Origin of the sequence: Streptomyces sp. NPDC058697, from assembly GCF_042715345.1 — a bacterium.
In the GTDB taxonomy this organism is placed as follows: domain Bacteria; phylum Actinomycetota; class Actinomycetes; order Streptomycetales; family Streptomycetaceae; genus Streptomyces; species Streptomyces liliifuscus.
Map to the genome: position 1 here is coordinate 36,179 of NZ_JBHXSU010000028.1, position 21,060 is coordinate 57,238.

At 70.8% G+C, this 21,060-nt stretch carries 18 protein-coding genes; 8 read left to right on the forward strand and 10 right to left on the reverse strand.

The window, feature by feature from the left end; genetic code table 11:
• Positions 1-80 precede the first annotated feature (80 nt).
• Entirely contained in the window at positions 81-1,484 is a 1,404-nt protein-coding gene (locus ACFWXQ_RS39695; RefSeq protein ID WP_383940666.1) for a hypothetical protein, read from the forward strand.
• A 211-nt stretch (positions 1,485-1,695) separates the two neighbouring features.
• Positions 1,696-2,208, forward strand: a complete 513-nt coding sequence (gene msrA / locus ACFWXQ_RS39700; RefSeq protein ID WP_383940669.1) for a peptide-methionine (S)-S-oxide reductase MsrA — start codon at positions 1,696-1,698, stop codon at positions 2,206-2,208.
• A gap of 213 nt (positions 2,209-2,421) precedes the next feature.
• Here the strand turns inward: msrA and ACFWXQ_RS39705 are convergent, their stop codons facing one another.
• Positions 2,422-3,543, reverse strand: coding sequence for a hypothetical protein (locus tag ACFWXQ_RS39705; protein ID WP_383940671.1), 1,122 nt, complete (start codon positions 3,541-3,543; stop codon positions 2,422-2,424).
• Positions 3,544-3,765: 222 nt separating this feature from the next.
• Here ACFWXQ_RS39705 and ACFWXQ_RS39710 point away from each other — a divergent pair, with 222 nt between their 5' ends.
• Positions 3,766-4,920: a cystathionine gamma-synthase gene (locus ACFWXQ_RS39710; RefSeq protein ID WP_383940674.1), complete on the forward strand. Its 1,155-nt coding sequence runs from the start codon at positions 3,766-3,768 to the stop codon at positions 4,918-4,920.
• An 80-nt stretch (positions 4,921-5,000) separates the two neighbouring features.
• Here ACFWXQ_RS39710 and ACFWXQ_RS39715 read toward each other — a convergent pair whose 3' ends face one another.
• From ACFWXQ_RS39715 to ACFWXQ_RS39725, 3 genes are all read right to left on the reverse strand, one after another.
• Positions 5,001-5,252: a hypothetical protein gene (locus tag ACFWXQ_RS39715; protein WP_383940677.1), complete on the reverse strand. Its 252-nt coding sequence runs from the start codon at positions 5,250-5,252 to the stop codon at positions 5,001-5,003.
• The gene (locus ACFWXQ_RS39720; RefSeq protein WP_383940680.1) at positions 5,249-5,758 is read right to left on the reverse strand and encodes a sigma factor-like helix-turn-helix DNA-binding protein; all 510 of its coding nucleotides are present in this window, start codon (positions 5,756-5,758) and stop codon (positions 5,249-5,251) included. Before ACFWXQ_RS39720 ends, ACFWXQ_RS39715 begins: the two co-directional genes overlap by 4 nt.
• A 140-nt stretch (positions 5,759-5,898) precedes the next feature.
• On the reverse strand, positions 5,899-6,399 hold the full coding sequence (locus ACFWXQ_RS39725) for a MarR family winged helix-turn-helix transcriptional regulator (RefSeq protein ID WP_383940730.1): 501 nt from the start codon (positions 6,397-6,399) through the stop codon (positions 5,899-5,901).
• A gap of 162 nt (positions 6,400-6,561) precedes the next feature.
• Here ACFWXQ_RS39725 and ilvA point away from each other — a divergent pair, with 162 nt between their 5' ends.
• From ilvA to ACFWXQ_RS39740, 3 genes are all read left to right on the forward strand, one after another.
• On the forward strand, positions 6,562-7,791 hold the full coding sequence (ilvA, locus tag ACFWXQ_RS39730) for a threonine ammonia-lyase (RefSeq protein ID WP_383940683.1): 1,230 nt from the start codon (positions 6,562-6,564) through the stop codon (positions 7,789-7,791).
• A 176-nt stretch (positions 7,792-7,967) separates the two neighbouring features.
• Positions 7,968-8,978 (forward strand): ATP-binding cassette domain-containing protein, encoded by a 1,011-nt coding sequence (locus tag ACFWXQ_RS39735; RefSeq protein WP_383940686.1) that lies wholly within the window; start codon positions 7,968-7,970, stop codon positions 8,976-8,978.
• Positions 8,975-9,832, forward strand: a complete 858-nt coding sequence (locus ACFWXQ_RS39740; RefSeq protein WP_055614166.1) for an ABC transporter permease — start codon at positions 8,975-8,977, stop codon at positions 9,830-9,832. The genes ACFWXQ_RS39735 and ACFWXQ_RS39740 overlap by 4 nt, the downstream gene beginning before the upstream one ends.
• A 162-nt stretch (positions 9,833-9,994) precedes the next feature.
• Here the strand turns inward: ACFWXQ_RS39740 and greA are convergent, their stop codons facing one another.
• Positions 9,995-10,492 (reverse strand): transcription elongation factor GreA, encoded by a 498-nt coding sequence (greA, locus tag ACFWXQ_RS39745; RefSeq protein WP_055614165.1) that lies wholly within the window; start codon positions 10,490-10,492, stop codon positions 9,995-9,997.
• A gap of 190 nt (positions 10,493-10,682) precedes the next feature.
• A complete protein-coding gene (locus ACFWXQ_RS39750) occupies positions 10,683-11,075 on the reverse strand; it encodes a DUF4307 domain-containing protein (RefSeq protein ID WP_383940733.1) in 393 nt (130 codons plus the stop codon).
• Positions 11,076-11,255: 180 nt separating this feature from the next.
• Here ACFWXQ_RS39750 and mca point away from each other — a divergent pair, with 180 nt between their 5' ends.
• Positions 11,256-12,137: a mycothiol conjugate amidase Mca gene (gene mca, locus ACFWXQ_RS39755; protein ID WP_383940689.1), complete on the forward strand. Its 882-nt coding sequence runs from the start codon at positions 11,256-11,258 to the stop codon at positions 12,135-12,137.
• A complete protein-coding gene (locus ACFWXQ_RS39760; RefSeq protein ID WP_383940691.1) occupies positions 12,130-12,396 on the forward strand; it encodes a hypothetical protein in 267 nt (88 codons plus the stop codon). Before mca ends, ACFWXQ_RS39760 begins: the two co-directional genes overlap by 8 nt.
• Positions 12,397-12,435: 39 nt before the next feature.
• Here ACFWXQ_RS39760 and ACFWXQ_RS39765 read toward each other — a convergent pair whose 3' ends face one another.
• From ACFWXQ_RS39765 to ACFWXQ_RS39780, 4 genes are all read right to left on the reverse strand, one after another.
• Positions 12,436-13,452 carry a hypothetical protein gene (locus tag ACFWXQ_RS39765; RefSeq protein WP_383940694.1) on the reverse strand — a complete coding sequence of 339 codons (1,017 nt, stop codon included), beginning with the start codon at positions 13,450-13,452 and terminating at the stop codon, positions 12,436-12,438.
• The gene (locus ACFWXQ_RS39770; protein ID WP_383940697.1) at positions 13,449-14,786 is read right to left on the reverse strand and encodes a CHAT domain-containing protein; all 1,338 of its coding nucleotides are present in this window, start codon (positions 14,784-14,786) and stop codon (positions 13,449-13,451) included. The genes ACFWXQ_RS39765 and ACFWXQ_RS39770 overlap by 4 nt, the downstream gene beginning before the upstream one ends.
• 5 nt (positions 14,787-14,791) lie before the next feature.
• Entirely contained in the window at positions 14,792-17,617 is a 2,826-nt protein-coding gene (locus tag ACFWXQ_RS39775; protein WP_383940700.1) for an AAA family ATPase, read from the reverse strand.
• Positions 17,618-17,688: 71 nt separating this feature from the next.
• A complete protein-coding gene (locus tag ACFWXQ_RS39780) occupies positions 17,689-20,892 on the reverse strand; it encodes a tetratricopeptide repeat protein (RefSeq protein ID WP_383940704.1) in 3,204 nt (1,067 codons plus the stop codon).
• Positions 20,893-21,060: the final 168 nt, after the last annotated feature.

The window sequence follows — 21,060 nt, forward strand, 5'->3', positions numbered from 1 at the left end:
CACCGGCGTTGACCCCGTACACACGCGATGCGCACAATCTGCGGGCCCGCGACGGCCGTTGGCGAACCGGGAGGACCACCATGGACGGAGATCACGGTCACCGCGAGACCATCGCTGCGATCGCGCGCAATCCCGCGGCGCCTGCCGACGTTCTGACCCGGCTCCTGTGCGAGGAGGCCGACGCGGCCCGGGACACGCTTGCCTGGCGCGTTCTGCCGGACGAGGTGGTCGATGCCATCGTCGCGCACCCCGACCGCAGGCTGCGGGCCCTGCTCACCGAGAACATCTCCGTACCGGCGGAACAGCGCGCCAGGCTCGTGGACGATCCCGATCCACGCGTCCGCCTTGGTCTGGCCGTCGGACCCGACTGGTTCCGCATTCCCACGCCGCCACTGCCCCTGTCCACGCAGCAGCGCCTGCTCGCCGATCCGGATCCGAAAGTCCGCCGGAACGCAGCCCTCTGCCCCCACACGGCTCCGAGCCTGGTCGCAGGGCTCGCCGACCACCAGGACGCGGACTTTCGACAGGCGGCCTGCCGTGAGTGGGCCCTGCTGTCCGAGGACACCCGAAGCCGTCTGCTCCACGACGCCGATGACACGGTCCGCCGGGCGGCCATGATCGAGGCCAGCCGCGAAGACGCGGCCTGCACGGACCTTCTTCTCGACGTAGGAGACGCAGGAATCGAGAGCCTCGACAGGTGGAAAGTGATCCGCTGCGGCGCCATGACCACAGCGACCGCCGAACAACTCGCAGCAAGCACCGACGAGTGGGACAGGCGAGAGCTGGCGGCCAACCTCGACGTCCCCATCGACATCGTCCGGGCGTTGGCGGACGACGACGCGCACAGCGTACGGCTGGCGGTATCGGTACGTCCCGAGCTGACGGAGACTGAACGCGCCGCCATCGACGTCACCATCGGCCCGTCCGACCGGCTTCACCCCGTCGAATGGGTTCGCCTCTGCGCCGACCCCGATGTTCTGCGCCGATGCGCCAAGTCGGCCAACACCCTCCTACGGCGCAGCGCCACCTACAGCCCGCACCTGCCCGCCGACGCCATCGACCTGCTCTCCAAGGACGACGACCACCCCGTACGACTCCTGCTGTGCGAGAACCAACCGACCGTCGACGGCGAAGTCGTGCTGCAGACCTATCTGGACTGCAAGGTCATCACCAGGGGCGCTCTCCAGGCCCACCCGAACTTCCCGCGCGCGGGTAACGCGCAACGTTTCGCCGACGACCCGGATCCGGAGAAACGACGGCTGGTCGGGCTGGACCCCGAAGCGCCCGTCGACGTTTTGGTACGGCTGCTCGCCGACCCCGACGATCTCGTACGCGCCATGGCAGCCGCCCACCCCGCCCTGCCGGTCGATCTCATCCTCGAAAGCTGCGGGAACCCGGAGATCTCCTCCCACGCCCTCACCAACCCGAGCCTTCCCGCGGACGCCATGCACCGGTACCTGGACCAGGTCGGTGTCCCTCGCTGACACGACCGGATCAGACGCTTACACGACCGGATCAGAAACTCAGAGGCAACGGGAACTCACTCCCTGCCCGTGATCGTCCGGCCGGCCGGGCGGGCACGGAATCGCCCGGAACCCTCGCGCGTTGTGGAGAGTGGGAATGGGATGCCGGTGGTGTGCGAGCCGATGACCCCGAGTGACCGAGCTGACCGATACAGATATTGGAGGGGCCGCAATGGCTGCGCAGACGCAGAGGGCCGTACTGGCGGGCGGATGCTTCTGGGGGATGGAGGAGCTGATCCGCCGACTCCCGGGCGTGACGGGGACCCGGGTGGGATACACCGGAGGTGACGTGCCGAACGCGACGTACCGCAACCACGGCACGCACGCGGAGGCCATCGAGATCCTCTTCGACCCCGAGAAGACCGACTACCGCGCACTCCTGGAGTTCTTCTTCCAGATCCACGACCCGAGCACCAAGAACCGCCAGGGCAACGACATCGGCCTCAGCTACCGCTCGGCGATCTACTACGTGGACGACGAGCAGAAGCGGATCGCCGAGGACACGATCGCGGACGTGGACGCCTCCGGGCTGTGGCCCGGCAAGGTCGTCACCGAGGTGGAGCCGGTCGGCCCCTTCTGGGAGGCCGAGCCCGAGCACCAGGACTACCTGCAGCGTTACCCGGACGGCTACACCTGCCACTTCCCCCGCCCGGGATGGCACCTGCCCGCCCGCACGCAGGGCTGACCGCGAGACGGCCCGACGGAACGCCCCGACGGAAGGCCCCGACGGAAGACAGAGGCCGGCCGACCCGCCGGGCCTTCGCCGTTGGGCCGTGCTTGCGCCGTCGGGCCGTGCTTGCGCTTGCGGACCCTACTCGCGCTTGCGGGGCGGGCACCCCCCCCCGCTCTCCGCCGTTCCGCCCGGAGACCGTCGGCCCGCTCGGCCCGCTCGGCGCACTCAGTGCGGCAGCGTCGCCGGGCTCCCCCCGTTCGCCTCGTAGCCGCCCACCGCCAGGGCGCGGTACACCGCGTAGTCCGCCGCCGGGTCGGACGTCAGGGTCCAGGGGAGGGCTCCCACGTGGCCGTCGACGTGGACCAGCTGGGTCATCGCCTCCGACCAGCGTTCGCCGCGGACCAGGAAGAAGACCAGCAGGTGGCGGACGTGGGCGAGCATCGGGTCGTCGGGGCGGGCCGAGTGGACCGCGTAGAGGGCGCCGTGGACCGCCTTGGTCACGACCTCGCTCTGGTAGAAGCTGGTGACGAGGTTGACCTCGGGGAGGTGCTCGAAGACGGCGAAGAGGGGCATCGCGGCCAGGAGCGAGCCCTGGGGTGCCCGGGCAGCCGCCGCCTCCGCGAAGGAGTACGCAACCTCGCGCGAGCCGTGCCACTTCTCGCACCAGTAGTGCAGCGCCGCCAGATGCGCCCCCATGTGCGAGGGCGCGCGGTCCAGGATCTTCAGCCAGACCTTCTCGAACTCCGCCTGGGGGTAGGCGAGTCCACGGCCCACGGAGAGCTCGATGATGTACGGGATCGGGTCGCCCGGAGACAGCAGCGCGGCCTCGCCGCAGGCCGCCCTCGCCTCCTCCATGATGATCCGGAACTCGTCCGTCCCCGGCGACGACGTACGCCACGCCTGCTGCACCAGGAACTCCGCGTGCACCGCGGCGCCGCCCGCGTCCTTGGGATTCTCCGCCCGCCACACCCGCAGCCACTGCCCGCCGGGGGAGTCGCTCACCCCGCCCGGGCGCTGCTGCAGCTCCAGCGACGCGGCGCCCGCGAAGGCCTGCACGCGCTGCCAGCGCCGCTCGCCCTCGATCTCGGTGCCGACCAGGAGCTGCGACGCCGCCCGGTAGTCCTGGGTGCGCTGCACGAGGTCCAGGACCTCCAGCAGGTCCTGGTCGGGGCCGGGCATGCGGATGTCCAGCTCCTCCTGGCGCAGGAAGCCGTAGTTCGCCGGGTCGGCCGCGTCCGGGTCGCCCGGAGCGACCTGTTGGATACCACCGGCACGCCTGCGCAGAAGGAACGGCCAGAGGATGAGGCTCACCATGAGCATCGCCATCAGGACCCAGAGAATCTCCATGCCTCAAGCGAACCAGACTCGTCCGACAAATGGCGAACCCGGTCACCGCTCCTGTGGAAAACGGTCGGCGCCTCCTGTGGAAAACCCCGGACACATCCTGGTCCCAGGCCCGCACCAAACCCGCCGCCGGACCCCCGCCAGACCCGCATCCACCCCGTGCCCCCGCCCACAGCCGGGGCCCATGCCGTCACTTTCCCCGCGAGCGCATTACCCTCGGTGCCCATGAGCGACAGGCACATCAGCCAGCACTTCGAAACCGTGGCGATCCACGCGGGCAACACCGCCGATCCCCTCACCGGCGCGGTCGTCCCGCCGATCTACCAGGTTTCGACCTACAAGCAGGACGGCGTCGGCGGTCTGCGCGGCGGCTACGAATACAGCCGCAGCGCCAACCCCACCAGGACCGCCCTGGAGGAGAACCTCGCCGCCCTGGAGGGCGGCCGCCGCGGGCTCGCGTTCGCGTCCGGACTGGCGGCCGAGGACTGCCTGTTGCGTACGCTGCTCAGCCCCGGCGACCACGTGGTCATCCCCAATGACGCGTACGGCGGTACGTTCCGCCTCTTCGCGAAGGTCGTCTCCCGGTGGGGCGTGGAGTGGTCGGTCGCCGACACCAGCGACCCCGCGGCCGTACGGGCCGCCCTCACCCCGAAGACCAAGGCCGTCTGGGTGGAGACCCCCTCCAACCCCCTCCTCGGCATCACCGACATCGCCGCGCTCTCACAGATCGCGCGCGAGGCCGGCGCGAAGCTGGTCGTCGACAACACCTTCGCCAGCCCTTACCTCCAGCAGCCGCTCGCGCTCGGCGCGGACGTCGTCGTGCACTCGCTGACCAAGTACATGGGCGGCCACTCGGACGTCGTCGGCGGTGCGCTCGTGGTCGCCGACCAGGCGCTCGGCGAGGAGCTCGCCTACCACCAGAACGCGATGGGCGCGGTCGCCGGTCCCATGGACGCCTGGCTGGTGCTGCGCGGCATCAAGACGCTCGCCGTCCGCATGGACCGGCACAGCGAGAACGCCACGCAGGTCGCGGAGATGCTCACCCGGCACGCGCGCGTGACGCGCGTTCTGTACCCGGGCCTCGCGGAGCACCCCGGTCACGAGATCGCCGCCAAGCAGATGAAGTCGTTCGGCGGCATGGTCTCCTTCCAGGTCGAGGGCGGCGAGGAGGCGGCCGTCGAGGTCTGCAACCGCGCCAAGGTGTTCACGCTGGGCGAGTCCCTGGGCGGTGTCGAGTCCCTGATCGAGCACCCGGGGCGCATGACGCACGCTTCCGTGGCCGGGTCCCTCCTGGAGGTCCCCGCCGACCTGGTACGCCTCTCCGTAGGCATCGAGAACATCGACGACCTCCTCCAGGACCTCAAGCAGGCCCTGGGCTAGTCACCGACGGGCACATCGGCCGGGCAACGGGTCACCCGGTCGACGGGCTCACCGGCGAGTCGACGGACTCACCGACGCGCTCACCACCCGGTCAGCGGTGGAGTCGTCTCCGACGGCGGCTCCACCCACGGCTGGGTCAGCGACGCCCACACCACGAAGGCCACGACGGCCGCGAACAGCACCAACCAGAACAGCCGCGTCGCCGCCCTCCTGCGGCGCAGCATCCGCCCGCCCCGGCGCAGCGCCTCCCCGTACAGATCGGGTGGTACGGGCGGCTGCGGCTCCTCCAGGATCCGGCGGACGTCCGCCTCCCTGCGGCTCATCGAGCTCATGACGGGGCCACCTTCGCGATCACTGGAGCGGCCTCCCGCGGCGGATGCAGCAGCGTCGCCATGGCACGCGCGCAGATGGCCCGTACGCGCTCCGTGGGCAGCCCCAGCAGCGCCGCGGCCTGCTCCTCGGCGACGCCCTCGTACAGGCGCAGCACGAGGATCAGCCGTTCCTGGGGACTGAGGCACCACAGGACGCTGCCGGTTCTCGGGTGGCTCCGGGGATGTGCCCAGCCGAGGCCGCCGTACTGATGCCACGCCCCGCGCGCGAAGCGCACGGCGAGCTGCTGCCTGGTCCGGTCGTACGGGTCCTCGCCGCGCAGCCGGTCCCAGGAGGCGTACGTATGGGCGAGGGCGGCCGTGAGCAGGCGCCGCGCGCGTGGGTTGTCGTCCGGGGGCTCCGCGGTGAGCAGTGTGGCGGCATGCAACAGCCGCCCTGCCGCGCCCGCGACGAACGCCTCGAACTCCCGGGCCCGGCGGGCGTTCTGGGACGCCTGCCGCTCTCGCACCGCGCCTCCCGGCTGAGGGAAACCGGGCCCTTTGGACGTACGCCGAGGACAGCCGCGTACGACAGGACCCGGTCTCATATGAGGCCAGGCGCGGGTCCCCGGTCAAGAGGCCGGGTGCCGATCGGTGCGCGCGGGGTGATTCAGGAAGGCTCCGGTGCCTCCGCGGAGGGCGATGCGGCCATGCGGGCGGAGAGCGCGAGGTTGAACCGGGTGAGCAGCGTGCAGAAGGCCTCGCGCTCCTCGGGGGCCCACTCGTGCGTCAGCTCGGCCATCAACTGGCGCCTCGAGGACCGCACTTCCTCCAGGCGGGAGAGTCCGCGCGGGGACAGCTGGAGTACCACGGCACGTCCGTCCTCCGGGTGGGAGGTGCGCTTGACGAGCCCGGTGTCGACGAGCGGGGCGACCTGCCGGGTGACCGTCGACGAGTCGATGCCCATGCTCGCGGCGAGTGCCTTGACGCCCATCGGCCCCTCCTTGTCGAGGCGGTTGAGCAGCAGGTATGCGGCACGGTCCATGGAGTTGCGCACCTGGCCGACCCCGCCGAGCCGGGTCTGTTCGGCACGGCGGGCGAACACCGCCACCTCGTGCTGCAGCGATTCGAGAAGACCGGTGTCACCGACGGTCGTCATGTCCATCGACATTTCAGGTGTTGTGGGCATGGCCGGAGGCTCTATTCATGCGTGGGGCTGGGTTGGGGGACAGAGTACGCGGACGGGGGGCGGGCCGTACCTGCGCTGAGCAAACCGGTCTCGGACGTTGGTCACAGCCGGTGTGGCGCCGCGTGAACTGCGAGACTGGTGGTCATGAGCTACCGCACGGCTGACTCCTTGCCGCTGGTGACCCTCGACGATGTACGCGGCGCGCAGAAGATGCTCGCGGGCGTGGCGCGGATGACCGCCATGGAAGGCAGCAGGCACCTGTCCCGGCTGGTGGGCGCGCCGGTGCACTTCAAATGCGAGAACCTCCAGCGGACGGGTTCGTTCAAACTGCGCGGCGCGTACGTGCGGATCGCCGGGCTGCTCCCCGAGGAGCGGGCCGCCGGAGTGGTCGCCGCGAGCGCGGGGAACCACGCGCAGGGTGTCGCCCTCGCCTCCTCCCTGCTGGGTGTGCGCTCCACGGTGTTCATGCCCAAGGGCGCCCCGCTGCCGAAGGTCGCGGCGACCCGGCACTACGGCGCCGAGGTGCGCGCGCACGGCACGGTGGTGGACGAGACGCTGGCCGCCGCGCAGGAGTACGCGGCCGAGACGGGCGCCGTCTTCATCCACCCCTTCGACCACCCCGACATCATCGCCGGGCAGGGCACGGTCGGCCTGGAGATCCTGGAGCAGTGCCCCGAGGTGCGCACGATCGTCGTCGGGATCGGCGGTGGCGGTCTGGCCGCGGGCATCGCGGTCGCCGTGAAGGCGCTGCGTCCGGACGTACGGATCGTGGGTGTGCAGGCGGCGGGCGCGGCTGCGTACCCGCCCTCGCTGGCGGCGGGTCGTCCGCTGCCCATCGAGAACCCCGCGACGATGGCCGACGGCATCAAGGTCGGGCGGCCCGGTGACGTGCCGTTCGGCATCATCGGCGACCTGGTGGACGAGGTCCGTACGGTCTCCGAGAACGATCTGTCCAGCGCGCTGCTGCTCTGCCTGGAGCGGGCCAAGCTGGTCGTCGAGCCGGCCGGTGCGAGTCCCGTCGCGGCGCTGCTCAGCAAGCCGGAGGCCTTCGAAGGCCCGGTCGTGGCGCTGCTGTCCGGCGGGAACGTGGACCCGCTGCTGATGCAGCGCATCCTGCGCCATGGCATGGCGGCGGGCGGCCGCTACCTGGCGGTCACGCTGCGGCTGACGGACCGGCCCGGCGCCCTGGCGACGCTTCTCGGGGTGTTGTCAGTGGTGGACGCTAACGTCCTCGATGTGAGCCACGTACGGACCGACCCACGGCTCGGGCTCACGGAGGTGGAGGTCGAGCTGCACCTGGAGACCAAGGGACCGGAGCACTGTGCCGAGGTGAACTCCGCGCTGCGGAACGCGGGTTACACGATCATCGACTGAGGTCGGATCGGCTGTCGCCCCGGTTGGAATAATCCGTTGAGAAACGCGATACATCGCGTTATGGTGTGTCTCTGGTCACAGGTCCGCCTCGTCGCCGACCCGCTCGTCGGGCGGGGCAAACCCCAGAAAAATAGCCTCTCTTCTGCAGGATCCCCAACCACTTTTCGGAGACTCATATGCCAGGCGCCATCTACGCCGAAGGCCTGGTGAAGACCTTCGGCGACGTAAGGGCTCTGGACGGCGTCGATCTCGATGTCCCGGAGGGCACCGTCCTCGGCCTGCTCGGGCCGAACGGCGCGGGAAAGACCACCACGGTCCGCTGCCTCACCACCCTGCTCCGGCCCGACAGCGGCAAGGCCGTCGTCGCGGGCATCGACGTACTGAAGCAGCCGAACGAGGTGCGGCGCTCGATCGGCCTGTCCGGCCAGTTCGCCGCGGTCGACGAATACCTGACGGGCCGCGAGAACCTCCACATGGTCGGCCAGCTCTACCAGATGCGGTCGAAGCAGGCCAAGGTCCGCGCGGTCGAGCTCCTTGAGCAGTTCCACCTCACCGACGCCGCCGACCGCCCCGCCAAGACGTACTCCGGCGGTATGCGCCGCCGGCTCGACCTCGCGGCGGCGCTCGTCGTCTCACCGCCGGTCATGTTCATGGACGAGCCGACGACCGGCCTCGACCCGCGCAACCGCCAGCAGCTGTGGGAGGTCATCAAGGACCTCGTCTCCGGCGGTACGACACTGCTGCTCACCACCCAGTACCTCGAAGAGGCCGACCACCTCGCGCACGAGATCGCCGTGGTCGACCACGGCCGCGTCATCGCCCGGGGAACCGCCGACCAGCTCAAGGCCCGCACCGGCGGCGAGCGTGTCGAGGTCGTCGTGCACGAGCGCGAGCACATCGAGACGGCGTCCGAGGTGCTGCGCGGCTTCGGCAAGGGCGACACCACCGTCGAGCAGCACACCCGAAAGCTGACCGTCCCCGTCACCGGTGGCGCGAAGCTCCTCGCGGAGGTCATCCGCGAGCTGGACACCCGCGGTATCGAGATCGACGACATCGGTCTGCGCCGTCCCACCCTCGACGACGTCTTCCTCTCGCTGACGGGACACCACGCCGAGGCGGAGGACCGGGAGAACGGCACGGACGAGGACGCCAAGGGCCGCAAGAACAAGAAGGAGGCCGCCAAGTGAGCGCCGTGACCGACGCCGTGCGGACCGCTGCCCCGGGAGGTTCGTTCGGCCAGTCCGTCCGGGACTCCCTGGTCGTGGCCAAGCGGAACCTGATTCGGATGACCCGAATTCCCGAAATGATCCTATTTGGTCTGATTCAGCCAGTGATGTTCGTGGTGCTGTTCACGTACGTCTTCGGCGGCTCGATGCAGATCGGGGACACCACGAATCCGGACGTCTACAAGAACTTCCTGATGGCCGGCATCTTCGCGCAGACCGTCACCTTCGCCACCGCGGGCGCCGGGGCGGGCATCGCGGACGACATGCACAAGGGCCTCATCGACCGGTTCCGCTCGCTGCCCATGGCGCGTGGTGCGGTGCTGACAGGCCGTACCGTCGCGGACCTCGTCCAGACGGCCCTGACGCTGCTCGTCCTCGCGATGGTCGCGCTGCTCGTGGGCTGGCGCCCCGGCTCCATGGAGCCGACCAACTTCGGGAAGATCATGGGCGGCTTCGGCCTGCTCCTGCTGCTCGGGTACGCGTTCACCTGGATCGGCGCGCTGATCGGACTGTCCGTGCGCACCCCGGAGGCGGCGACCTCGGGCGGTCTGATCTGGCTCTTTCCGGTGACGTTCCTGTCCAACGCGTTCGTGGACTCCAGCAAGATGACGCCCTGGCTGCGCCACATCGCCGACTGGAACCCGTTCAGCGCGACCGTTCAGGCGTGCCGCAAGCTCTTCGGCGACCCCGGCCTGTCCACGTCCGGCGCCTGGCCCATGCAGCACCCGGTCTGGGCCTCGCTGATCTACTCGATTCTGATCGTCGTCATCTTCCGGACGCTGGCAGTGCGGAAGTACCGCTCGGCGGCGGCCTGAGGCAGAGTCCTGGCCCGAGGCGCGGCGGCGGCCCGAGACGCGGTCCCGGGTCCGCCCGGGACATGGTGAAGCCCCCGGACCATGGGCACCGGGGGCTCACCAGGGGCGACGCGCCGGACGGGTCGCGAGGCGCGGGCAGCGCGCGACGCGACGCGGGAGGAACTACGCGGCGTACGGCTTGGCCTCCAGGATCTTCACCGAGGCCAGCTTGCCGTTCGGCAGCTCGTACTCGGCGTCCTGGCCGATCTTCTTGCCGTTCACGCCGGAGCCCAGCGGCGACTGCGGCGAGTACGTCTCGATGTCCGTGCTCGCGTACTCACGCGAGGCGAGCAGGAACGTGAGCGTGTCGTCCTTGTCGCCGTCGAAGGCGATGGTCACGACCATGCCGGGCGCGACCGCGCCGTCGGCCGCAGGGGCCTCGCCCACCTTGGCGTTCTCCAGGAGCTGGGTCAGCTGGCGCACCCGGAGCTCCTGCTTGCCCTGCTCCTCCTTGGCCGCGTGGTACCCGCCGTTCTCGCGCAGATCGCCCTCCTCGCGCGCAGCCGCGATCTTGGCGGCGATCTCCGTGCGCGCAGGACCAGACAGGTGATCCAGCTCGGCCTTGAGCTGGTTGTACGCCTCCTGGGTCAGCCAGGTGACGTTCTCGCTGGTCTGGGTCACAGGTGCTCCTCGTAGGTACTGGGAATACAAAGCATCGCCCTACCCAGAAGAATGTTCCTTCACGGGTGGGCGAAACCACGAGCCTAACAATTCACGGCCCAAAGGGGGAGGACATAAGCCATCAGACATACGTCAACGCAGGTCAGCGCCAAGCTGTCCAGGGTGACATCCGTCAGCCGCGGGACGGGACTCAGTCCGCGTGGCAGCCGAGCAGCTCAGCGGTCGTGCCGGGGGCCGTGGTGCGCAGGGTGACGACCTTGTCGATGCGGGTGGAGTCCTGGTCGAAGCGGAAGTCCGCGCGGCCCACCTCGGCGCCGCTCTCGGCCTGCGAGCGGATCGTGCAGTAGCCGCTCGCGTCCGCGTCCTTGCGGACCTCCAGGTGCACCTTCACCGAGGTGTCCGAGAGGTCGTAGGTGATGATCTCGGCGCTGATCTTGTTTCCGCCGACGTAGTAGTAGGCGAAATAACCGACCAGGGCGAGCAGGCCCGCCCCCAGCGCCGCACCGATGATCCTGAGCCTGCGGTCGGCGCGCCCGTCCGTGGAACGGCCGTACCGGCCCTCGGGCAGCTGCACCGTACTCATCATCGTCCTCTCCGGGGCGAGCGGGCGGGGTTCGGGCCCCGGAATTATTCACCCCCCGATTCGGTCACTATAGAAGCTCCCACCCGCCACCCGACCGCCGCCCCACATCGACGTCCCTGCGGGACGGCCCCTACTAATTGCGCCGATTCCCACCGGGCGCCGACTTACGAGGATTGAGTCTTGACTGACCAGCTGCGACTGATGGCCGTCCACGCCCACCCCGACGACGAGTCGTCGAAGGGCGCGGCCACCATGGCGAAGTACGTTTCCGAGGGGGTGGACGTGCTGGTCGTGACCTGCACGGGCGGGGAGCGCGGCTCCATCCTCAATCCGAAGCTTCAGGGGGACAAGTACGTCGAGGAGCACATCCACGAGGTACGCAAGAAGGAGATGGACGAGGCCCGCGAGATCCTCGGCGTCAAGCAGGAGTGGCTCGGCTTCGTGGACTCGGGCCTGCCCGAGGGCGACCCGCTGCCGCCGCTGCCCGAGGGCTGCTTCGCCCTGGAGGACGTCGACAAGGCGGCCGGTGAGCTGGTCCGCAAGATCCGCGCCTTCCGTCCGCAGGTGATCACCACCTACGACGAGAACGGCGGGTATCCGCACCCGGACCACATCATGACCCACAAGATCTCGATGGTGGCGTTCGAGGGCGCGGCGGACACCGAGACGTACCCGGAGTCGGAGTTCGGCCCGGTCTTCCAGCCGCAGAAGCTCTACTACAACCAGGGCTTCAACCGCCCGCGCACCGAGGCACTGCACAACGCGATGCTGGAGCGGGGCCTGGAGTCGCCGTACGGGGACTGGCTGAAGCGCTGGGACGAGTTCGAGCGCACCGAGCGGATTCTGACGACGCACGTGCCGTGCGCCGACTTCTACGAGATCCGCGACAAGGCCCTCATCGCCCACGCCACACAGATCGACCCCGACGGCGGCTGGTTCCGGATCCCGATGGACCTCCAGCGGAAGGTCTGGCCGACCGAGGAGTACGAGCTGGCGAAGTCCCTCGTCGATACCTCCCTCCCCGAGGACGACCTCTTCGCGGGCATCCGCGACAATGCCTGACATGAGCGCAAGCCTGGCACTGACACACCTCGTCCCCCTCGCCAAGGAGGTCGACGAGAACAAGGTCACCCCCGGTGTCCTCGGCTTCATCGTCTTCGCGGTGATGGCCCTGGCCGTGTGGGGGCTGATGAAGTCCATGAACCGACAGCTGGGAAGGGTCGACTTCACGGAGGAGACCGACCCCGAGGCGGCCCCCTCCGAGCCGGAACCGGCTGCTTCGTCCGGCCCCGGAGGGAAGTCCTCGCCCGCCAAGGGCTGAGGCAGGCGGGGCCTCGGTCCGCCGGGGCGGTGGCGCCGTTCAGCGTGAATGGTCGGCCAAGGACAGCAGCAGGTGGGCGCACTCCGGGTGCAGGTGGTCGGAGTGCGCCCCCGCCGGCCCGTTGCCGCGCGCGAAGACACTGCTCGCGTCGACGCTGACGAAGCGGTGGTCCAGCGCGGCGCGCGGGTACGGGTGCTCCGGGCGCAGCATGCGCAGGAAGGACACCGGTGCGGGGGCCGTGCCGATGCCCGCGTGACCGATGCCGACGCGTTTCTCGGCACGTAGGTGCCAGAAGCCGGTGGCGCGGTCGTGCTGGGAGTACGTGGCCACCACAGGGCCGCGCAGCGGCGCCTCGGCGAGCGCGATGAAAGTCGTGGCGAAGGCGTCGCGCGGGGCTGCCATCTGCAACAGCAGCATCGAGTCGACCGTGAAGGGCCGATCCGGCGGCTCCGGTGTGGTCCAGCCCAGAGTGACCGGTGCGTCCGCCGCCCACTGCACCGCCTCGCACAGGAAACGGCATCCGAAGGAGTGGCCGACGAGGTGCAGGTACTGACCTTCGCGGTTGGCGAGGACCGGTGCGGCTGACGGGTCTCCGCGGTGGGCGTCCAGGTAGCCCAGCAACCGGCCGATGACGCGGGCCGCGTGACCGTTGCCCGTACTCATGGCGTGTGCCCGGTCGCGGATGCGCCGGTAACCGCCCAGGGACGGCAGTGAGCGGGAGGGCCAGCGGACGAGGACGGTCCAGGGTCTCCAGGGCCGGAGGCCGGGGTACAGGCCACCGTGGGAGTACATCTGGCTGCGCTCGTACTGGGCGGCGGCCAGGTCCAGGAGCCGGGTGACCGCCCTCAGCGCGGACTCCGGGCCGGTCTGCCAGCCGTGGACATAGACAAGGAGATCCGTCGCCCAGCCGGGTGGGGACAATTCCTCGGCGAAGTGGTCGTCCAGGCGGCCTGCGGGGACAGGGCGCGGGCCGGCCGGTGTGCTCTCCATCAGCCAGCCGTCGGTGTCCAGATCCACTGTGTGCACGGCGTGCGCCGCGTGCGCCGGACCGTTCATACGGCTATCTCCCGGCCGCTCTCGGTGGCCTTCTCCGCGGCCCGCTCCAGGCGGGTGTCCATGCCGCAATGCAGCGCGTACGCGAAGCCCAGCGGGTTGAGCAGTTTGTCGGCGAAGTGGCGGGCCACCGCGTGGGCGATCTCCCCGGCCGTCTCCGTGCCGCGCAGGTAGCGGGTCAAGAACTCCAGCGCGTACTCCGCCGCGAAGCGCTGCGGCATCTCGATCTGTGGGCCGAGCACGCCGCGCGCACCCGCGTGGATCAGGGCACGGCCCAGGAATGCCAGGTCGCCGCCGCCCTCGGGCACTCCCGCGTGGCAGGCGTTGAGCACGACGAACGGCTGGAACGGGCTGTCCTCGCCGAAGCGTCGTCGGCGTTCGCGCACGGTCTGGGCGTCGATGGCGGTCTGGTCGCTCAACTTCACGGCCAGGCAGGCCGGTTGGGAGCCGTTGGGTACAAAGTGGCCGTGGCACCAGAAGTACATCAGGTGCTCGTCCAGGCCGCGATCCGCCAGCGCCCGCACCAGTTCGGCACGCGTGGTGCGCTCCACGAACCGGGTGTTCGTGGAGAGAACTGTGGCGACTTCTGCCGCCTTGGTACGGCCCTGGCGGTCGACCCGTGTGTCGTGGTTGAGGCTGACGGAGGGTACGGCAGGAGGCTCGTGGCGGCCGGCCAACCAGGGGTAGGCGCCGCCGGTCTGCTCGATCTGGTGGCGGTGACCGAGGAAGTGGGAGAGGAGCGCGGCCGGGTCCTCGTCGTCGTCCTGGTCCGGCCGTGCCTCTTCCTCCGGTCGGAGGCACACCATCGGCCACGGTATGTACAGCTCCGAATCGAAGCGGACCCGCAGGCCCTCGCGGGCGGAGAGCGCCTTGGCCAGGTACGTACGGAAACGGCGGACGCGTGGGTCGGTGCCGCCCAGCAGCGTTTCGAACAACAGCTCCGAGCCCGAGAGGGTCAGTTCTTCGAGGATGGCGTGGAGTTCGGCGGGTGGGCGCGTGCCCAGGTCCACGAGGGCGGCGTAGGGCTGCTCGGGGGTGTCGGGTGCGGGACGGCCGTCGTCCGTCAACGGGCGGAAGTCGACCAGGAGTTCCTTCCAGAGTCTGCACAGGCGAGCCGCGGCCGTACGCACCTCGGTCGGGCGGGCGGTCAGGTCTGCGCGGTGTTCGGTGCCGTAGAGGGACGGTACGGCGGGCCCGTACAGCCGTGCCCTGATGCGGTCACCGGCCAGGATGTCGAGGCAGACCGTGATGTCCGGGCCCCGGGTCAGCTCGTCGGGGAGGGTCGTGAAGCCCTGGCTGGGGTCCTGGACGATGCGGACGCGGAGTTCCGTGGTCATGCCGGTCACCGTCCCCGCAAGGAGGTCGCGTGCGGTCCCGCGAGGTCGGCGGGGTGGTCGGTGTCGAGGATTTCCAGCTCCGTTTCGACCTGCTGGAGGACGGTGCCGGTGCGTTCCAGGGCGATGGTGAAGCGGATGACGTGGATGCCGGACCGATGGGCCGTGAATGCGAACTCGGCGCCGTGGACCTCGTGCGGGGACGGGCGCAGAAGGGCGGTGGGCGGTTCGACGGAGGCGGGGGTCAGGGGGAGGGCCACCACGGTCAGCCACGGGCGGTCGTCGTGGGAAGAGGCCCACGGGTGGCCGGCTTCCGGGGTGACGCGCAGGAGGATGCGGGCGGTGGCGTGGGTGGTGGGCGAGTCGTCGAGGAGTGTCAGCCTGGTGCGACAGCGGGGAGCGGTGGGCGACGGCGCGTGGGTGGTCAGGTATTTGGCGAGAGGTTTGTGCCCGCCGCGGGGATCGGAGACGGCAACGGTGTCGCGGGCGTGGAAGGGGATGGCAGGGCGGGAACCTTCGGACGTGGTGCGCCAGAACGTCCTGATGTCCTCGACGAGTTGCTCCCGGCCGTGGATGACCTGGGAGAGATTCCGGGTCAGGTCGGCCAGCGTGGTGACCTTGTCGGGCAACAGGCGTCGGGCACGGACCGCTTGGGCCCAGGCGAGGCCGCCCTGGTCGTCCAGGGTGGTGAAGAGGGTTTCGGCGCGGGCCCGATCGGGCTCATTGGGAGACGGCCCGCCCCTCAGGGCGTATTCGAGCAGGGACCACGCCTGGCCGAGATCGCAGCCGAGCTCGGCGAACTCGGCCGCTGTGGACCGTAGCTCGGGCACCTGCCAGGGGTCCGGTGTGAGAAGAGCAAGCCTGTGGCGGGTCCACGCCGCTCCCAGCTGGTCGTCGCAGGTCCGGAAGTGGTCCGCGGAGGCCAGCAGAGCCACCCGGGCGTCCGCGGTGTGGCCCAGCCGTGCGTGCCCCAGGCCCAGGAGGTGGCACGTCCACCCCATACCGCGGACGTCCTCGGCCTGTTCGTGCGCGGTGAGCGCCCGCTGGGCGGCGACGAGTGCCGCCTCGGCCTCACCACGCAGGAGGAGCAGCCGGATCCGCTCGGTGGCCGCCCGGTTCAGCCCACGTATGTCGCCCGAGGTGCGCAGCGCCTGAGTGGCCTGCCCCAGCAGATGGTCCGCCTCGTTCACGCGGCTCATCAGCAGGGAGGCACGGGCGTGGTGCAGGAGTGCCCAGCCGCGGCCACGGACGCAACTGATCAGTCGATACGTCTCCGCGGCCTCTTCGAGTTCCGTTTCGGCTGCCAGCGGCCTGCCCTGGTCGCACAGCGTCGCGCCGCGGATCATGGACAGCCAGGCGGAGTCGGCCGCATGTGTCTCCGGTGCGCTGTCCAACGTCTCCAGGGTGCGGCCCAGCTCGCCCGAGCGGTACAAGGCGTCCGCCCGCCTCAGGACGGCCTGTTGAGGGGGCTCCTCGACCTGTCCGCTCCGGAACGTCTGTGGCGTACCGAGAGCGCGGTGCAGCAGACTCAGACGGCGCCGCGTGAGATCCCCCGACGCCCGATGGAGCGCCACGAGGCGGTGGGCGTCTCCACGGACGGCGAGCAGAGTGGCGAGCGCGTCGGCGAGATCATGGCGGTCGCCCAGAAGGTAACGGTGCCGATCGAGCAGGCCCATGAACTCGTCGACGTGCTCCGCGAGTTCGCCAGGCGTGAATCTGGTCTCCCATGTGCCGCCCGGCACCTCCCTGCCGTCCAGCAGGCGTGCCACACCGAGAGCGCTGTGCGTGGCAGCCTTCTCCACGGCCGCCTGCACGCGGGCGGTGAGCAGAGCCCTGTCGGTCTGCGGCATACGCAGGAGCGCGGCGGCCGCCACCGGTGACGGCAGTACCAGGTGTCCGTCTCGCGGCTCCAGCAGAAGGTCGTACGACCGGAGGCTGCTCAGAATGTGCGGTACGTCCGACAGATCGGCGTCCTTGGGGAGGAGCGCCTCGACCGTGAGAGCGGTGAACGGTGCACCGCCCTCCTCCTGCGCCGCGAGCCGCAGCAGCATGTCCGCCACAGCGGGGTCGAGCAGGTCCGCCGCGAGCGTGAGCAACTCGCCCGGCCCTTTGACCGGCACCGGCGTTGTTCCTTCCAGCCCGGCGAGCACGGCGCCGGCGACTCGTGACCAGAGCGGCAACCCCCGTGCTGCCGAGACCAGCCTGCGGTGCTCGGGGTTCGGGCTGAAGCCGGCCCACCGCGCGGCCGCGACGCCCTGGGCCAGCTGCACGGAGTCGCGAGCACTCAGCGGCCGTACTCTGTGCAGATACACCCCCAGGTCGGCCCACCGGGCCTTCTGGCGCGAGGTGATGATCACCAGGTTGGTGCCCTGGTGGAGCACTTCGAGGAGTTCAGCGCCCAGTGTGGGGTGCACTCCGTCCAGGACCAGCACCGAACCCTGGATGTGCTCCTGGCACTGGTCCCGCAGCTCACGGGCGAACTTTCGCCCGTCTCCGGTCCGGTCGGCCGTCAGGGCTGCCTCGACAACCGGCCGGCGCGGGGCCCGGTGCTCGGCGAGGAGCCGAAGCAGCGTCGGCTCCGCTCGCGCCCGGTCGCCCAGCGACAGCCAGTGCGCGTGACGAAGACCGAGCCGTTCCACCAGCGCGGCCGCCAGTGCTGACTTCCCGACACCGGCCGGTCCGTGCAGGACCACCGCCTTCGGGTTCTCGTCGCTCGTCCCGGGCTCCGACCACCGGTTCAGCCGCGCGGCGAGCGCCTCGACCTCCAAGTCCCGCCCCACGAACGGCACCGGTACCCCCGGCGGCGGCGTGGGCCCACGCAGCACGTCCTCCATCGATGCCCCCCAACACCCTTACATTCCCAGGAAGTCGAGCCTCCATCCACGCGAACGGAAGTCCGGCCCGATCACCCCCGCCGAGCCGAAACCGCCACCCCCATCACCTCCCGCGCATGCCGGTTCGGCACCATGCCCAGGCGCCAGGCCTGCCAGCCGGCCTCCAGGTCGGCTCCCCGTTCCAGGAGGAGCTGGTACGCCTCGATGTAGTCGTCCAGTTTTCCGTCGCGGGTCGGGTGGCCGGTGCGGGAGAGCTGGGTCAGTTCCTCCTGGGCCACCGCCGTGCCGACCTCCACACCGCCGGGGGAGGCGTAGGGGAGGAGCGTGCAGCGCAGGAAGCGGGCCCAGTCCTCGCCGCGGCGGTCGCCGTAGGAGGCGAAGAGTGACGCTGCCTCGTCGCAGAGGGCGAGGGCCGGCTGGGTACGGGCGTTGCCGGCGTCGACCACCGCCAGTTCCAGGCAGGTCCAGGCCTCGCCGTGGGCGACGCCGATCCGCTGGAAGTCGGCCCGCGCGTCCACCAGGAGCTGGCGGGCGAAGCCCGAGTTCCGCAGTGAGCCGGTCTGGGCGGCACGCTGGTCGCGGGTCACCCGGGCCGAGTGGTGGCGGGCGCACGCCAGGCCGTACACGTCTCGGATGCGGGAGAACATCGTCCGCGAGCGTTCCAGTTCACGGACCGCCTGGTCGAGGTTGCCGGTCTCCTCCAGGGCCTGGCCGAGGTAGTAGACCGTCCAGGCCTCGCCCCGGGAGTCCTCGTTGTCGCGGTGGCGGGAGGCAGCCTGGCGCAGGCCGTCCACCGCCGAGGACGGGTCGCCGTCGACCAGGCGGGCCCGGGCGAGCTGGGTGAGGGCCCAGGCCTCGCCGCGTGCGTCGCGTGTGCGGCCGTACAGGTCGAGGGCCTCGCGCAGCTCGGACTCGGCGCGCGGTACGTCGCCCATGCGCAGACCCAGCTGGCCGAGCTGGAAGTGGGCCCACGCCTCGCCGTGCACGGACTCGCCCTCGCGGTGCAGGACCAGGGCCTGGGTCAGGAGGTCGAGCGCCTCGCGCAGCCTCGCCCGGTCCCGCTCCACCGCCGCCAGCGCGTGCATCGTCCAGGCGCGGTCCGCCGAGAGGCCGGGGGAGGCCTGGAGGTCCATGGCCTCCTGGAGCTTCGCCGCCGCCTCCGTGAGATTGCCCTGGTGGTGGAGGGTGATCCCGAGCGAGCAGAGCGCCCGGGCCGCGCCCGCGTCGTGGTGCGCCTCGAAGTAGAGGTCCACCACGGAGGCCAGTTGCGTACGCGCCTTGTCGAGCTCGCCGAGCTGGCGGGCCGCGATGCCCGTACGCCACTGGACCGAGCGCACCAGCAGCCCCTGGTCGACGGCCTGCGTCAACTCGCTGATCTCGCCCAGGCGGTAGAGGTCGCCGCGCAGCAGGCAGTAGTCGCACAGCGCGCCCAGGAGGTTGAGCACCGTCGCCTGGTTGACGCCCTCCGCGTGCCGCAGGGCCGCCGTGATGAAGCTCGACTCGTCGTCCAGCCAGCGCAGGGCGGCGTCCAGCGAGGTGAAGCCGTGCGGGCCGAACTGGTCGGCACGCGTGGACGTCTTGCCGTCGACCAGGCGGATCACCGAGTCCGCGAGCTCGGCGTAGTTCGCGATGAGACGTTCCTGCGCGGCCGTGCGCTCGGACGGTTCCTCCTCGTCGAGGAGGCGGGCCTGGGCGAAGGCGCGTACGAGGTCGTGCAGGCGGTAGCGGCTGCCGCGTACATGGTCGATGAGGCCCGCGCGGGAGAGGGCCTCCAGGTGGCGGGTCGCCTCCGGCTCGTCCGTCGCGAGCAGGGCGGCCGCCGCGGCCGCGCCCAGTGAGGCGCGGCCGGCCAGCGCGAGCCGGCGCAGCAGCCGCCGGCCCGTGTCCGACTGGTCGGTGTAGCGCAGCCACAGCACCCGTTCGACCGGCTCGACCGGTCCGTACGCCGCCAGGTCGGTGGCGAGCCGGCTGGGCGTGCGCGGGCCCAGGGACGAGCCCGCGATGCGCAGCGCCAGCGGGAGGCCTCCGCACAACTCCCGTACCCGGTCGGTGGATTCGGCGTCGTACGGAGCCGAACTGTCCTGTGCCGCCGCCTTCAGGAGCTCCTCGGCGCCGGGCGCGGTCAGCGGTTCCACGGCCAGCTGGTGCACCCAGGCGGGGAGGTCGGCGGGCAGGTCGAGGGGTTTGCGGGCGGTGACCACGACCAGGCTGTCGGAGCGCTCGGGCACGAGCGTGCGCACCTGGTCCACATCGCTCGCGTCGTTGAGCACGATTGTGACCGGGAGGCCGGTCAGATGCTTGTGGTAGAGCTCGGACAGCCGCCTGACCTGCTGGTCCTGCGAGGAACGCTCACGGAACAGCAGCTGCTCGCGGGGCGCGCCCAGCCGGTTGAGCAGGTGCAGCAGCGCATCGCGGGTCGTCAGCGGCGACTCCTCCGGGCTGTCGCCGCGCAGGTCCACCACGCACGCGCCGCGGAACTGGTCCTTCAGTTCGTGCGCCGCCCGGACGGCGAGGGTGCTGCGGCCGGAGCCGGGCGCGCCGTACAGCACGACGACGGTCGGCCTGGTCTCCGTGCTCGCACGGGCCGCGTGCACCCACTGCGCGACCCGCAGCAGCTCCTGCCGACGGCCCGCGAACGGCCCGACCGGCTCGGGAAGTTGGCCGAACGACTGCTCCAGGACGCTTCGTCTGCGGGCCGCCGCGCTCTTGTCCGTACGCCGCAGCTGGGGCGCCCCCTTCTTCGCGCCGGTGGACGCGATGAGGACGCGCTGCTGGTCGAAGAACGGCCGGATGCCGCGCACTTCCAGGGCGGTCAGCCACGCCAGGCGCAGCTGTTCCGTGCCGCCGGGCTGGCCGAGGGCCCCCGCGCGGCGGCTCGCGGCCGGCAGATGGGAGGCCGTCACCTTCGCCACCGTGGCCGCCGCGCCCGCGACGCCGACGACCGCGCCGGCGCCCACCGCGATGCCCGCGCCGGTGCCGAGCGCCAGGTCCGCGACGCAGGCAGCGAGTGCGGCAACGGCGGCCACCAGCAGGGGAGTTCCGGCGCCCTCACGGGCGTACCGCTGGCCGAAGGTGAGCCGGCCCGCCTCCGCCTCGTCCAGCGCCGAGGTGAACGCCGCGTACTCCTCCGTGGCGGTCTGGGCCATCGTGTCCAGAGCGGCCCGTGCCCGCGACAGCAGCGCGCCCCCGTCGGCCCGCCCGCCCGAGCGCCGGACCTCCTCCTCCACGGCCCGCACCAACAGCCGTTCGGCCTCCGCCCGATGGCTGTCCCGCATATCGCGTCCCCCTCCGCCGGTAACGGCTTTCTTGGTCAAGTGTCCTGCGGATGGGCGGGGAAGGCGAGAGACTCAGCCTCTGTCATGTCCACGCCCATCCGGAATGCGTCGGACCCATCACCTACCCCCGGCGCGCACGGGTGATCCGCATTGCCCACCGGGTACTGC